The following is a 14,056-nucleotide window of genomic DNA, read 5'->3' as shown; positions in this document are numbered from 1 at the left end:
AAAGGAGGAATTATTATGTTACTTGCAGGAACATGCATTGCGGTGGGACTCATCATCATATTCATGGCATTTAGTATCTCGGGGGATCAAGTTAGTATGACGGAAGTAATTGATAGTAATGTTGAAAATATAGGGGATTTAGAGAAATAAAAAAACGCACCCTGTGCGTTTTTTTATTTAAATGACATAAAGTCACTATTCATATTCTTTTCATTCATTATTTTTTGATACTTACGACTAACTGAGGACTGACTAATGCCTAAAACCTGTGCAGCCTTCGTTGTTGTTTTATATTGCTTCATCGCAAGCATAATGAGTTGCTCCTCAACATAATCAATTGCTTCTTGAAGAGGAATTACTTTATTAATTACTGGTTTAGATTTATTAAAGTCATAGCTATTTGGTAAGAATTGATTAACATCCTCTGCATTAATAATTTGATCTTCAGCAGAGACGACTAATCTTTCTATGATGTTTTGAAGTTCTCTGACATTCCCTGGCCAAGAATAAAATTCTAATACGTTAATTGCATCTGGAGTAAGATGAAAACTCTTATTATATTTTTCATTTAATTGCTGTAAGAAATGGAAAGCTAATAATGAGATATCTTCAATTCTTTCTCTTAATGGTGGAATGTTTAGAGGTATAACATTTAGTCGATAATACAAATCCTCCCTAAATGTACGTTCTTCAACCATTTTTTCTAATCTTTTATTTGTAGCTGCAATAATTTGCACATTTACTTTAATTGGCTTCGTACTTCCAACTGGAATTACTTCTTGTTCTTGAAGGACTCTAAGTAATTTAACTTGTAAATGCAATGGCATTTCACCAATTTCATCTAAAAATAAAACGCCTTCATCTGCTTGCTTAAAATAGCCGTCCTTATTTTGATCTGCCCCTGTAAATGCCCCTTTAATATAGCCAAAAAGCTCACTTTCCAGAAGATTTTCAGGTATTGCACCGCAATTTAATTTTAAAAACGGTTTTGAAGAACGATTCCCTAATTGATGAATAGCCTGTGCAATTACTTCCTTTCCTACACCAGACTCCCCATGCAGTAATACAGTGGAAGAAAAATCAGCAATTTTTTTCGCTTGATTGATGATTTGCTCCATTTTTGGACTACAGTAAATCAGTTTTTTGACAAAACTATCTTTGCTCTTAATATCTTCAAGTTCCTTTTTATATTGCTCAGAAATCTTCTTCATTTCTTTTAATTCCGTTTTAAGGCGTGAAGTCTCTGTAATATCTCTAGAAGCAATAATAATACGATCTATTTCCATATTCTCATCAAAAACCGGATTTCCTACTGCAAGTACTTTACGCCCATTAATTGTTTCTTGAACAATCGATACTTTCTTCTTTTTTTCTAAAACTAATTTTGTAACGGATGGCGTAAAAAGTCCTTGGTTTTCGAATTCTAAAATACTCTTTCCAAGCAATTCCTTTAAATCTACATTCCAAAATCCAGGAATTATATTCTCACTGTAACGGATTAGCTCACCTTTATGGTTCACTACCAGTATTTCATCATAAATACTTGATAAAATTGCATTCAAATCTTTATTTAAATCTTTTACATATTCAATTTCAGAAGCCATTTCTTCAACCATCGGGAGATCTTGTACGACAATAACAACTCCTTCAACCTCGTTATCAACGAAAATTGGGCTATAATCGACAAGAACGCCCATATCGTCATTTATTTGAAGCTGATTAAGAATTGTTTTACCAGTAGCAAATACATTATCGACTTGTTCACCGCTAAAAATAGTTTCTGCTTTTGTATTTATTACTTTTTCCGATGTTGATTTAATCATTTTTAACCCAGCATCATTACAATTAATAATGATTTTATTTTTATCTACTACAAACGTTCCCATCGGTATCGATGTTAAAATGCTTTTTAACAAATCCACGCTTTTATTGTCTTGTTTGAAAAGCTCCGCTAATATATCTTCACGAAGTATGTAACCTTTTGGTATATCTTCCTCTTCTATTACAATCGAGATCGGCTCACCAATAATTTGAAATAGAACTGTTAATGAAATTTGTCCACTTAAACGACATACACTAGTGATTGATTGAGAAGAACTAGTAATCTTTGAAATTGCTATATTTTTCTTTTTATTACTACTTTGAGTAATATTATTTAATTGAACATAACCAACAATCTGATTTTGTTTACGTAAGAATAAAAAGGGTTCATTTATTTTGGATAAATCGATTTCATCATTTTCTTTAAATTGATCAATATCTATTGTGATGACTGGTCTTATTTGTTTCTCATTTATTGATAACATTTCTTTCCCCCCTTATATCTAATGTATTATACATTCCTATTTTAGCAGAATTTTTTAATTTATCGTAAAAATCTAAAATTATAATTTACTAATCTATTCAACATAAACAAAAAGAAAGGGCAGTCTCTTAAGTCTATTCGACCAGAGACACCCTTTTATTTGTTAGAAAAGAGAACGCGTTAATTGAATCAACGTTGTTATTTGTAAATCCTCGAAATCTTAATCACATTTTACTCAATCGCTAGCAGAAACAAACAAATCCTCTTTAACATACGCAAGAACCATTCCAGGAACTATTTTGTCTCCATTTGAGACCTCCAATGAAACAACTTCACCACTTATTCCTTGATGAATAATTTTTGTAATTCCATCTGTAGTTTTAATAAAGAATAAAGGCTCCCATTCATAAATTCTTGAATCTTTCTGAATAGCAGTCTCTTCAACTGTTCCATGGTAGTCACTGACAATGACTCCATAATACATAAAACTCACTCCTTTTTTGCACATTAAGAATGTATAGATTTGCAGCGAAGAATGTGATTCGCCTTTGTCTTAGCCTTAAAGCTCGCCAATAAGCGAGTTTTCTTTAAAAAATAATTCCTGGTATTATAACTCACAGATGTGTTTTGATGGTAAAACCATGCTAAAGAAATTTTGGATTTCTAAAATATCCTCTTCAGCAATACCTAATTTAGGAGCCCAATAATGTTCAGAATGAATATCTTCTAAACATAATAATGCCATTTTACTAGATTGAATTGATGTAACCATTGATTTCCCATAAAAGTGGCTTGAAAAGGCTATTGATAAATCATATCGATTGTTCTGCGTTAATAAACAATAATGGTGTACAAGCTGTTTTTCCGTTGATTCAGAAATAATATCAATCATTCTAGATCTCTCCTTTTGTTTTAGTATTTTACCCAACCTCTCAAGCGACAAGCTTCAGCGATTTTACGAATCCCTTCGATATAAGCTGCTATTTTCATGTTTACATTATATTTTCGCGATGTTTTATAAACTTTTAAAAAGCTATCTGTCATTTTTTCTTTTAATCTCTCATCTACAGTACTCTCAGTCCAATAATAACCTTGCATATTTTGACACCATTCAAAATATGAAACAACAACTCCACCTGAGTTAGCTAAAATATCAGGAACGACTAAAATCTCTTTTTGATCAAGAATTTCTAGAGCTTCTTTAGTAGTCGGTCCATTCGCTGCTTCAACAACAATCTTACATTTCAATTTATCCGCATTACGGTTGTTAATAACTCCACTTATTGCTGCTGGAATTAAGACATCACATTCTTTTTCTAATAACTCATGATTAGAAATCGCATTTTTAAATAGGTTAGAAACAACTCCAAATGAATCGCGATTGTCTAACAGATATGGAATGTCTAAACCTTTTGGATCATAAATTGCTCCGAGTACATCTGAAACTCCAACAACCTTTGCTCCAGCTTCATGTAAGTATTGGGCTAAGTAACTACCAACATTTCCAAATCCTTGAATAATGACCTTCATATTTTTAATCTCGATTTTCTGTATTTCACTAATTAACTCAAGAGCATAAAATACTCCTTTTGAAGTTGCCGTCTCACGACCTACTGAACCCCCTAAAGTTATAGGTTTACCAGTAATAAAGCTTGGTGAATCAAACTCTCTAATATGGTCATATTCATCTAGCATCCAAGCCATTACTTGTGCATTTGTATACATATCAGGTGCTGGAATATCTTTAGTAGGTCCTACAATTTGGCTAACAGCTCTTACATAACCTCTACTTAATTTTTCTAGCTCATTCATACTTAATAGTCTTGGGTCACAAACAACCCCACCTTTTGCTCCCCCATAAGGTAAATCAGTAATACTACACTTTAAACTCATCCATCCAGCTAATGCTTTTACTTCCTCTGGCGTTACATCGGGATGAAATCTGATTCCCCCTTTTGTAGGTCCTAATGCATCGTTATGTTGAGCTCGATATCCTTGAAATACTTTTGTCTCCCCATTATCCATTTGAACGGGAATACTAAATTCTAAAAATCTCATTGGCGTTTTAAGGAAATCAAATACCTGGCTAGGATAGTTCATTATGCCAATCGCTTCATTTAACGTTTCTCTAAACTCCTGGAGGGAATCATCTATTTCTACCTGCTGTTCTACTTTAGTTAAATCTGAGCTCATTTTACACACCTCATTAGTTATTTTAAAAATTAAATAGCAATTCCTGTGCCAACTTGAATTCATATCATTATTTTGTGAAGTGATAAAATAGACAAAAGCTTATTAGAAAGGCAATTACAAGACCTTCATCTATTTTTTGAACGATCCTTTTTAGTGTTTTTTTCCTTCAATAGCCTATTTCGTCCTTTAGTGAAAATATGATTAAATGCATGAATTATTCAATTTTGCATTAATCATTATTCAAAATTGAATTACCCACAATCATGAAAAAGGGAAATGTGAACAAAAATTCCAAAGTAGATTCAAACATAAAAAAGCCACAAGGGGTAAATTTCCTTGTGACCTTTCTTCAATGTGAGTTTACTACACAGCAGCCTCTTCTTCATATTTAGGAGGGGCAATTTGGAATGCCTTAGTTAAGTAAATTAAATATAATAATCCAACGACGAACCAAACTGTTCCCATTATTAATGAGCTTTTTTCAATGTTGAACCATAGGATTGCTACAGATGCGGCTCCAATTAATGGCAAAAGCAGGTAAGAAAAGAAGCCTTTGACTGATCTATGCTTTCCACGAATGTAAAAATGGTTAATGACTGATAAGTTAACAAAAGTAAATGCCATTAATGCTCCGAAGTTAATTAACGAAGTGGCTGTTACCAAGTTGAAAAAGATGGCTGATAATGAAATCACACCAACGAAAATTACGTTAAATGCTGGTGTTTTCCATTTTGGGTGAACAAATCCGAACCATTTATCTGGGAAAACTTTGTCACGCCCCATTACAAATAACAAACGTGAGACACTTGCATGTGAAGCCAATGCAGAAGCAAGTGTGTTAATAAAAGTAATGCATAAGAAAATTGATTGAAATAATTTTCCACCTACATAGAGTGCAATCTCTGGAGATGCAGCATCTGGATGCTTAAATCTAGATATGTCCGGATAGTATAATTGAATGAAAAATGATGTAACCGTGAAGATTACTCCTCCCCACAGAGCTGTATAGAGAATTGCTTTAGGAATTGTTTTTGCAGGGTTTATTGCTTCTTCTGATAAAGTTGAAACAGCGTCGAATCCTAAAAATGAGAAGCAAAGGATTGTTGCACCGGTTACTAATGTACCAAAATGCATTCCTGCATTAAATAATGGTTTTAGACTGAATCCACCATATCCTTCTCCATGATGTAATCCTTGAACAACTAGAATGATAAAGACAACCATAATCGCAAGTTGGACTAATACAAAGAAGGTATTGAAGTTCGCCAGCATATTGATACTTCTTAAGTTTAAGAAAGTAACTAATCCTACAAATCCAATTACCCAAATCCAAGTTGGAACACTTGGAAAAAGTGCATTTAAGTAAATTTTCGTTAATAAAGCATTTACCATAGGTAGGAATAAGTAATCTAGTAATGATGACCAGCCAACTAGAAAACCTAAGTGACCACTAATCGCTTTCTGGGTGTATGTGTATGCAGACCCAGCTTCGGGAAATACTCTTACTAACTTGCCGTAGCTAACAGCTGTAAATAACATTCCTATTAAAGCTACTATATATGCAGTTGGTACGTGACCATTAGTTACATCAGATACAATTCCAAATGTGTCGAAAACAACCATAGGGGTCATATAGGCTAACCCCATCATAACTACTTGCCATAACTTTAAGGATCTTTTTAACTGTGTTTTATTTTCCACCTATCATATCCCCTTCGTTTTTTAGATTAAGCGCTTACACCAAAATTACTACTTCCTTATAATTCTTACTTTTCCGACAGAAACCTCCTTTTTTTGAATATTTAAATAAGTCATTTTTAGGAGTGCAAGTTTTATGCCAAAATATTAATTTTTTGTAAACGTTATAAAGAACAGCTACTATTGCTTTGAAATTAGTAAGTATTAATAGAAAAAATGAATTTCCTATCCCTAAAATCTACTTTTATGATTAGCCTAGTCGTTATTCAGCCCTGCATACATTATTCAAGACCTCATAGAATTTACTTCTCTTTTTTTACGAATCTCTAAAATTACTCACATCTATTAGACTGGCACGGAAGTTGCATTGTTAACTGTAAAATATCACTCTGCCCAATTTTAGGTTAGAGCAATATATGTAGATTTTGTACCTGATCGATAATAAAACTTTTAGTTAATTAAATCGAACTAACTATGAGTTTAATTATAAGAAAATTCTGTAAATAAAATTTGAATTTGGAGGAGATGATTTATGAGTAAACAAGGAATTGATTCAGATGCTTTACAATCGTTTAACTACAAACAGGAATTGCAGCGATCATTAAAATTTTTCAGTTCATTTGCAGTTGCTTTCTCGTTTATCTCAATTACAACTGGTATTTTTAGCTCTTATAGTCTTGCTTTAGGAGCAGCCGGACCTGCTGGAATTTGGACATGGCCTTTTGTCATGGTAGGTCATTTACTTGTAGCCTTAATATTTGCAGATTTATCGAGCAAAATTCCTTTAAGTGGCTATGTTTACCAATGGGTTAGTCGTTTAACGAATCGGGGATTTGGTTGGTTTACAGGTTGGGCAGCATTATGTTACTTAATTATTGTTGTACCTACTGTTGATTATGGTGTAGCACCAATTTTTCTTGATTTAATTGGTATTAAGAGTACTACTACAGTTCTTACAACCGTCGTGATCATAACAATCGTTATACAAGCATTATTAAATATTTACGGAGTAAGGATTGCTACAATCATTAATAATTCAGCTGTCTATACAGAAGTAATCGGATTTATTGGCATTATTATTATTTTAAGTTTTGTCTTATTTTTCAAAGGAGCAGATTTTTCATTATTAACTTACACTGCTCACAAAGTTGGCTCAAATGGAAGCTATTTAACAGCATTTGTACTTTCAGTCGTAATGGGCTCTTATACATTAGTAGGATTTGAAGCTGCGGCAAATTTAGCTGAAGAAACAGTTGATGCTAATAAAACCGTACCTAAAGCCATCGTTTACTCAATGTTACTTGCAGGTGTAATTGGATTTGTTTTCTTAATCATTGTTACTTCTGGAATTAAAGATATTAATAGTATCATGGCTTCTACTTCCCCTATTTCTGATATTTTACAATCTCGTTTGGGTACTGCAGTTGCTGACTTCTTCCTTGCATTAGTTATTGTGTCAATTTTTGCTTGCGGATTAATCATTATGGCTTCTGCTTCTCGACTTATTTATGCTCTTTCAAGAGACAATGTATTTTTTGCTTCAAATGTGTTTAAAAAGGTAGATAAAAAACATAATGTACCGTACAATGCGATAATTTTAGTTTCTGTATTAGGCATTATTGCTGTATTCTATTTTGGGAAGCTATCTTTATTAATAGGTACTTCTGCGGCACTTCCGGCCATAATTTACTTAATTACTGTAATCGCATACGCTACTAAAATTAAGACCTTACCGGATACAGATGGTTTTAAGTTAGGAAAATGGCGACTACCTGTTACGATTCTTGCAATTATTTGGTTATTATTTGAAGTTGGTATTTTAACACTCCCAAAAGATTTCCTACCAACTACTAAAGTAATCCTTTACTTATTTCTTGCTGGAATCGTTATTTACTGGACTCTATTCAGATCTAGAATACAGGAAGGGAAAATTGGTATTAATTTAGAGAAGGATTTGGATGTATAAAAGAAAAAAATAAAGCCGATGCTCCTTATATTAGAGGAGATCGGCTCAGGCTGTCGACAAAGTCGACAGCTATTTTTTACGATAAGAGTAGTAACAAGATTGTCTCTTTAGCAAAGCGGATAATTTCATCTGACAGTTCCATATATTGTAAAGGAATTTCTTCAAGCAGCTTCTTAAAATGCTCCGATAAATCCTTGTTTTCCAACTTGAAAACCTTTTCAATCAGTTGTCATTCAAAACACTTACTACATTGTTATTAATTACTTTATGGATGATCATCTATTTCACCTCTCTTGCGAAGGATTATTTGCGATACCATTAATTATTTCTATACTATATCTTCTCTTTTTACAGGTCAATTTAACTACATGTTTATAAATAAAAATAACCTAAATAATCAATGTCTAACATTAAGACATTAATCATCTAGGTTTTGCCTGCATTGCAGTAACAATCCTTTTACTCATAAGATACAGATAATTATAAAAAATATCATATTTATAAACAAGATATTTTTATTTTTTGATTCTGAAAGAGTATAAGATTGCTATCTACTTACAAAGACCAGAGTATAAATTACTATCTCACTCTGTAAGTTTATTCCAATATTATAAAGTTATTCAATTCTTCAGAAGTGGGATTGACAGAGCACTTTCGAAATCATCTACTAAACTACTTTTGCTTTTCAACTAAATACTTCTTCTGATCTTTATCAGTGATTTGAATCACTGTTTTTGCTGGTGTAGGGAAATCATAAGCTGAACTTGTCCACCAATTGTTTGTTCTGATTGCATCTCTTTGAATAAATGCTGCACTTAACTGACCATCAAGCCCACCGTATGTTTCATCATCTGCTTTTAATTGTTGAATTTGAGTTCCAGTTGCCGTTTAAGTTGCGATTGTTACCGTTTCCATTTACAAGCTTAATACTCATTTCTCCAAATCACACTCATTAAGCCGAACAATTTTTGTTCTTTTTATGAGTTTATATCCGATCCACAAAACAAGGAATAATGGCAAACCTATATATGAAACAAGTACACCGTTCCAGTCAATTGTTTTTCCCATAAATGCTGAATAGTTTTGTCCAAGAATAACGACCCCACATAGTACGAATGCAAATATTGGACCGAACGGGAACCATTTCGCTTTATACGGTAGATCATTTAAGTCCTTCCCTTGTGCTACGTAGGCTTTACGGAATCGATAATGACAAATTGCTATACCAAGCCAAGCAATAAATCCAGACATACCAGAAGCATTAAGTAACCAAATGTAAACCACTCCGTCACCAAACAGAGAAGCTAAAAATGCTAATGTACCAACCGCCGCTGTAATCATTAATGCATTAACAGGTACACCCCTTTTATTTAACCTACCTAATGCTTTTGGAGCTTTCCCTTGGCGAGCCATGTCCCACAGCATTCGAGCTGAAGCATACATCCCTGAGTTTCCAGCTGATAAAACCGCCGTTAAAATAACTGCATTCATTACAGACGCTGCAAATGCAATACCAGCTTTATCAAAAACTAGCGTAAACGGACTAACAGCTACCTCTCCACTTGCTAGATTATGATTTGTATATGGTATTAGTAGACCTATTACAAATACAGATAATACGTAAAATAATAAAATACGCCAAAATATTTGACGAGCCGCACGAGGAATATTTCGCTCTGGCTCCTCGCTCTCCCCAGCTGCTACCCCTAATAACTCGGTACCTTGGAAAGAAAATCCAGCTGCCATAAAAATTCCAAGTGTCGCCATGAATCCTCCATGAAAAGGAGCATCACCAACTGTAAAGTTTTTAAACCCTACTGATTCTCCACCGATAATGCCAAAAATCATTAAAAATCCCGAAATTAAAAAAATGATGACTGTAACAACTTTTATAATAGAAAACCAGTATTCAGATTCCCCAAACCCTTTAACAGACAGATAGTTTAACAGAAAGATAATAGCTAAAAATAATGAGCTCCATAAGATTGAGGATGTATGTGGTAACCAGAATTTCATAACCATTGTAACTGCAGCTAATTCAGCTGCTATCGTAATTGCCCAGTTATACCAGTAATTCCAGCCAAGTGCAAAACCAAGTGCAGGATCAACGAATTTTGTTGCGTATGTACTAAAAGATCCGGCAACTGGCATATATGTAGCCATCTCAGCAAGGCTTGTCATTAAAAAGTACACCATTATTCCAATCGCTATATAAGCAGCCAGAACACCACCTGGTCCTGCATTATGGATTGCTCCCCCACTTGCCAAAAATAGACCTGTTCCAATTGTTCCTCCTAGTGAAATCATTGTAATATGGCGAGGTTTTAATCCACGCTTTAACTCTTGAGGCATAGAAGGAATATGATTCTCAGAATCGATGACTGTTATTGTGTTTACCGTATTTTTCATTAAAATACTCCTTTTCAGTCGTTTTTTGGATTCGATAATTTTCTGCTTTTTTTCAAACTCTCATTGGGTGTTTAGGAAAAGTTTGAACATTAGAGAAAATGAGAAGCGAATGGTCGCTTCTCATTTCTTATTTGGAAAAGTCAAAATAATTCCTCTTTAATAATCTCTTTTGCTCGATCAACCCATTATATGAAGTTGTTTTACCAAGTAGCTTTGTGTCGATTAAGTATAATTGCTCTTCAATTGCACTAACAGTATCATCTGCTTGATATGTTATTTTACAATCTAAGCAAATGATACATGGTGTTTCTTTAATCTCAATTGCCTTCGTACCATCAGGAAGTTCCCAGTAGACCGTATTTGTTGATTCAACTATGTTAGCTGATTCACACCACTGACATTTCATCATTCAGTGTCTCCTTGCGCACTTCCTACTAGCTTTTCACTAACTTGAATTTTTGTAAGCTGTGCTTGGAATTTCTTTTCTTTTAATTCATCACGTTTTTCGCGCTTATCTTTTAAAGAGGCATGCTCTGGATTTGTCGAATATGTTTTACGAGCTTCCATACGTTGTAAACCTTCTGGTACAAGATTGAATTTTGTTTCATTCATTAATCCCGCGATTCCTGCATTGGATCGTTTTTCATCCATATTAGGATAAATTTCTTTAAAGTATGCTTCTGCTCTACCTGGTACGTAATTTTGTGGTTCTGGATAAGTAGTAATTACACCTTCAAAATTACGAAGAACAACTTTATCAGCGCTTTGCGAAATTAAGTAATTTGGTTGAAGAGATATTTTCCCTCCGCCACCTGGTGCGTCTACTACAAATGTTGGAACTGCATATCCAGAAGTATGGCCACGTAACCCTTCCATAATTTCCAAACCTTTTGAGACAGGCGCACGGAAATGTCCAATTCCTTCTGATAAATCACATTGATAAATATAATATGGACGAACACGAATTTTAACTAAATCATGCATTAGCTTTTTCATGATTGGGACACTGTCGTTAATTCCAGCCAAGATTACGGCTTGGTTTCCTAACGGTACACCAGCATTTGCAAGCATTTCACAAGCTCGTTTCGATTCCTCTGTAATTTCAATTGAAGTATTAAAGTGAGTATTTAGCCAAACTGGATGATATTTTTTTAAGATATTACAAAGATTTTCAGTAATACGTTGTGGGAATACTACAGGTGCCCTTGTACCAATACGGATAATTTCCACATGTGGAATTTCACGTAAATTTTTTAAAATATACTCTAGAATATTATCGTTAATTAAAAGACCGTCTCCACCTGAAATAAGTACATCTCGTACTTGAGGATTTTTGCTAATGTAATTAATAGCAGCATCAAGCTGTTTCTTTGGCACTCCCATTCCAATTTGTCCTGAGAAGCGACGTCTAGTACAATAACGACAATACATTGAGCATTGATTTGTTACTAAAAATAGGACACGATCTGGATAACGATGTGTTAAACCTGGTACAGGAGAATCTTCATCCTCGTGAAGTGGGTCCTCTAAATCATACTTAGTTTTATGAATCTCCGCAGAGATCGGAACTGATTGCATACGAACTGGACAACGTGGGTCATCCGGATTCATTAACGATGCATAATATGGGGTAATATTTAGTGGAATTGTTTTTGTCGCAATTCGTACCCCATCTTCTTCGTCTGGCGTGAGGTTAATTACTTGCTTTAACTCATCCAAAGATTTGATGGTGTTTGTAAGTTGCCAAACCCAATCATTCCATTGTTCTTCTGTTACATCTTTCCATAATTCAACTTCTTTCCAATGTCTTTTTGGAGCATAGACTGCATTTACCATACTTACATCCCCTTTCAAACTGTTTGTTTTAATATATAGCAAGAGCCGTGCCAAAAATTTACAAATATTTAATAAACACGCCGCAAATATAGAAAATTCAAACTATTCAGCCTGTTTTTTTATTTTTTAAAGTTAAAATCTTAAGTTAGGATCTTCCTAAGATGAATCAAAAATAATAAAACCGCCTAAAATTAGGCGGCTTGGCTGTTAAATGAAGTGCTAAAACTAGATTTTTTTATAAGATTATAAAGTAGTTTATACTACGATATTTAACTTTTGGATCTTATATTGAAGAGTTTGCCTAGGTATTTCAAGTAGCGCTGCGGCTTGTTGAATATTAGAATTCGTTTGTAGCAATGCTTGTTTAATAAGTGAAATTTCCATTTCCTGCATCGCGGTACGTAAAGGCTGAACGCCTTTTGTTTCAGTACTTTTCTTAATATGTTGTAGTTGAATAGGAAGATGTTTAACTGTAAGAGTATGCCCTTCTACCATAATCATAGCATGCTCAATTGTATGCTTTAGTTCTCGGACATTTCCAGGCCAATTATATTGGTGGAATAACTCAAATACAGTATGTTCTACGTTTCGAATATTCTTTGAGAAACGTTCATTGAATTGCTCTACAAAATGAGATGTGAGTAACTCGATATCATAATTCCTTTCTCTTAAAGGCGGTATGAACAAAGAGAACACATTCAAACGATAATACAAATCCGGTCGCATGATACCGTTTTGAACGCAATCTAAAGGTGATTCATTAATTGCAGCGATTACTCTTACATTAACTTTACGAGTCTTTTGATCACCTATTCGGCGAACAACTCCATCCTCAAGTACTCTAAGTAGCTTTGCTTGAAGCTCTAATGGCATTGAGTTTAGTTCATCTAAAAACAAGCTTCCACCATCAGCTAGTTCAAATAACCCTGCTCGATCTATTGCTCCCGTATAACTACCCTTTGTCGTACCAAATAGTATACTTTCCAATAATGATTCTGGTAAAGCAGCACAGTTTTGAGCAATAAAAGGGCCTTCACTTCTATTGGAACTATGGTGAATTGACTGTACGAAAAGTTCTTTCCCAGTTCCAGTTTCACCAACTACCAGTACTGCTGAGTCTGCATTTGCTACCTTTTCAACTTGATTTTTAACGGCCATTAAAGCAGGGTCATCCGTTAAAATATCTGTGATCGTATATGAGTGCACTTGTTTAGCTTTTCCTTTTTTCACTTGCGGTTTAATTCTCGCTTGTAAGTCTAAAACCTTCTCACCAAGCGATTTAATTGTAGAATAATCCTTTGCAATTTCAACCGCACCAATCAATTGATCATCCAAAATGATTGGAATTGTCGTGTTAACTGTATCAATGAATTGGCCTTTAATATTTTCATAGCGTTGAGGCTGTTGAATAATCGCTTGCTTTGTTTCTAGTACTTTCAATAAGGTACTTGTTTCTTTCGTTAAAGAAGGGAAAGCTTCTAGTACATGCTTCCCCAGAACCTCTTCAACTGAAACACCGTCATGGTCAGCCGCAACTTGATTATAAAATATAGTCATTCCATTTTTGTCGACTGCGTGTATTGATTCATCGATACTATTTAATATGGCACTAATCATTTCATTAGTTGGAATTGTTGCGTTCATTTCAT

Annotated in this window: 12 protein-coding genes; 2 read left to right on the top strand and 10 right to left on the bottom strand. The window is 34.1% G+C overall.

Annotation, left to right across the window (positions count from 1 at the left end; genetic code table 11):
- The first annotated feature begins 15 nt into the window (after positions 1-15).
- A complete protein-coding gene (locus tag CN514_RS26330) occupies positions 16-150 on the top strand; it encodes a hypothetical protein (protein ID WP_286141521.1) in 135 nt (44 codons plus the stop codon).
- Positions 151-173: 23 nt separating this feature from the next.
- Here the strand turns inward: CN514_RS26330 and CN514_RS02650 are convergent, their stop codons facing one another.
- The 5 genes from CN514_RS02650 to CN514_RS02630 form a co-directional block, all read right to left on the bottom strand.
- Positions 174-2,306 (bottom strand): sigma 54-interacting transcriptional regulator, encoded by a 2,133-nt coding sequence (locus tag CN514_RS02650; protein ID WP_098231254.1) that lies wholly within the window; start codon positions 2,304-2,306, stop codon positions 174-176.
- A 234-nt stretch (positions 2,307-2,540) separates the two neighbouring features.
- Positions 2,541-2,789: a biotin/lipoyl attachment domain-containing protein gene (locus CN514_RS02645; RefSeq protein ID WP_098231253.1), complete on the bottom strand. Its 249-nt coding sequence runs from the start codon at positions 2,787-2,789 to the stop codon at positions 2,541-2,543.
- Positions 2,790-2,912: 123 nt separating this feature from the next.
- Positions 2,913-3,197, bottom strand: a complete 285-nt coding sequence (locus CN514_RS02640; protein WP_098231252.1) for an SAV0927 family protein — start codon at positions 3,195-3,197, stop codon at positions 2,913-2,915.
- Positions 3,198-3,217: 20 nt separating this feature from the next.
- A complete protein-coding gene (locus CN514_RS02635; RefSeq protein ID WP_098231251.1) occupies positions 3,218-4,498 on the bottom strand; it encodes a Glu/Leu/Phe/Val family dehydrogenase in 1,281 nt (426 codons plus the stop codon).
- A gap of 363 nt (positions 4,499-4,861) precedes the next feature.
- On the bottom strand, positions 4,862-6,199 hold the full coding sequence (locus tag CN514_RS02630) for an APC family permease (protein WP_217993909.1): 1,338 nt from the start codon (positions 6,197-6,199) through the stop codon (positions 4,862-4,864).
- Between the two features lie 529 nt (positions 6,200-6,728).
- Here CN514_RS02630 and CN514_RS02625 point away from each other — a divergent pair.
- Complete coding sequence (locus CN514_RS02625) at positions 6,729-8,162, top strand: APC family permease (protein ID WP_098231250.1); 1,434 nt, start codon at positions 6,729-6,731, stop codon at positions 8,160-8,162.
- Positions 8,163-8,238: 76 nt separating this feature from the next.
- On the opposite strand, the gene CN514_RS26980 is transcribed toward CN514_RS02625, so the two are convergent.
- From CN514_RS26980 to CN514_RS02605, 5 genes are all read right to left on the bottom strand, one after another.
- Positions 8,239-8,367 carry a hypothetical protein gene (locus CN514_RS26980; protein WP_483294993.1) on the bottom strand — a complete coding sequence of 43 codons (129 nt, stop codon included), beginning with the start codon at positions 8,365-8,367 and terminating at the stop codon, positions 8,239-8,241.
- 725 nt (positions 8,368-9,092) lie between these two features.
- The gene (locus CN514_RS02620; RefSeq protein ID WP_098231281.1) at positions 9,093-10,514 is read right to left on the bottom strand and encodes an amino acid permease; all 1,422 of its coding nucleotides are present in this window, start codon (positions 10,512-10,514) and stop codon (positions 9,093-9,095) included.
- A gap of 184 nt (positions 10,515-10,698) precedes the next feature.
- Positions 10,699-10,977 (bottom strand): YokU family protein, encoded by a 279-nt coding sequence (locus CN514_RS02615; RefSeq protein WP_098231280.1) that lies wholly within the window; start codon positions 10,975-10,977, stop codon positions 10,699-10,701.
- Entirely contained in the window at positions 10,977-12,407 is a 1,431-nt protein-coding gene (gene kamA / locus CN514_RS02610; RefSeq protein ID WP_098231249.1) for a lysine 2,3-aminomutase, read from the bottom strand. Before kamA ends, CN514_RS02615 begins: the two co-directional genes overlap by 1 nt.
- Before the next feature lie 255 nt (positions 12,408-12,662).
- A complete protein-coding gene (locus tag CN514_RS02605) occupies positions 12,663-14,051 on the bottom strand; it encodes a sigma-54 interaction domain-containing protein (protein WP_098231279.1) in 1,389 nt (462 codons plus the stop codon).
- Positions 14,052-14,056 lie beyond the last annotated feature (5 nt).

Source organism: Bacillus sp. AFS001701 (genome assembly GCF_002559405.1).
Classification (GTDB): Bacteria; Bacillota; Bacilli; order Bacillales; family Bacillaceae_G; genus Gottfriedia.
The sequence above is the reverse complement of the archived record's forward strand: the minus strand, read 5'-3'. Positions and strand labels throughout refer to the sequence as shown.

Excerpts from the sequence above, each read along its gene's own strand:
- CN514_RS02650 (WP_098231254.1), bottom strand. The coding sequence starts at position 2,306 with ATGTTATCAATAAATGAGAAACAAATAAGACCAGTCATCACAATAGAT.
- CN514_RS02640 (WP_098231252.1), bottom strand. The coding sequence starts at position 3,197 with ATGATTGATATTATTTCTGAATCAACGGAAAAACAGCTTGTACACCAT.
- kamA (WP_098231249.1), bottom strand. The coding sequence starts at position 12,407 with ATGGTAAATGCAGTCTATGCTCCAAAAAGACATTGGAAAGAAGTTGAA.
- CN514_RS26330 (WP_286141521.1), top strand. The coding sequence starts at position 16 with ATGTTACTTGCAGGAACATGCATTGCGGTGGGACTCATCATCATATTC.
- CN514_RS02635 (WP_098231251.1), bottom strand. The coding sequence starts at position 4,498 with ATGAGCTCAGATTTAACTAAAGTAGAACAGCAGGTAGAAATAGATGAT.
- CN514_RS02625 (WP_098231250.1), top strand. The coding sequence starts at position 6,729 with ATGAGTAAACAAGGAATTGATTCAGATGCTTTACAATCGTTTAACTAC.
- CN514_RS02620 (WP_098231281.1), bottom strand. The coding sequence starts at position 10,514 with ATGCCTCAAGAGTTAAAGCGTGGATTAAAACCTCGCCATATTACAATG.
- CN514_RS02615 (WP_098231280.1), bottom strand. The coding sequence starts at position 10,977 with ATGAAATGTCAGTGGTGTGAATCAGCTAACATAGTTGAATCAACAAAT.
- CN514_RS02645 (WP_098231253.1), bottom strand. The coding sequence starts at position 2,789 with ATGTATTATGGAGTCATTGTCAGTGACTACCATGGAACAGTTGAAGAG.
- CN514_RS02605 (WP_098231279.1), bottom strand. The coding sequence starts at position 14,051 with ATGAACGCAACAATTCCAACTAATGAAATGATTAGTGCCATATTAAAT.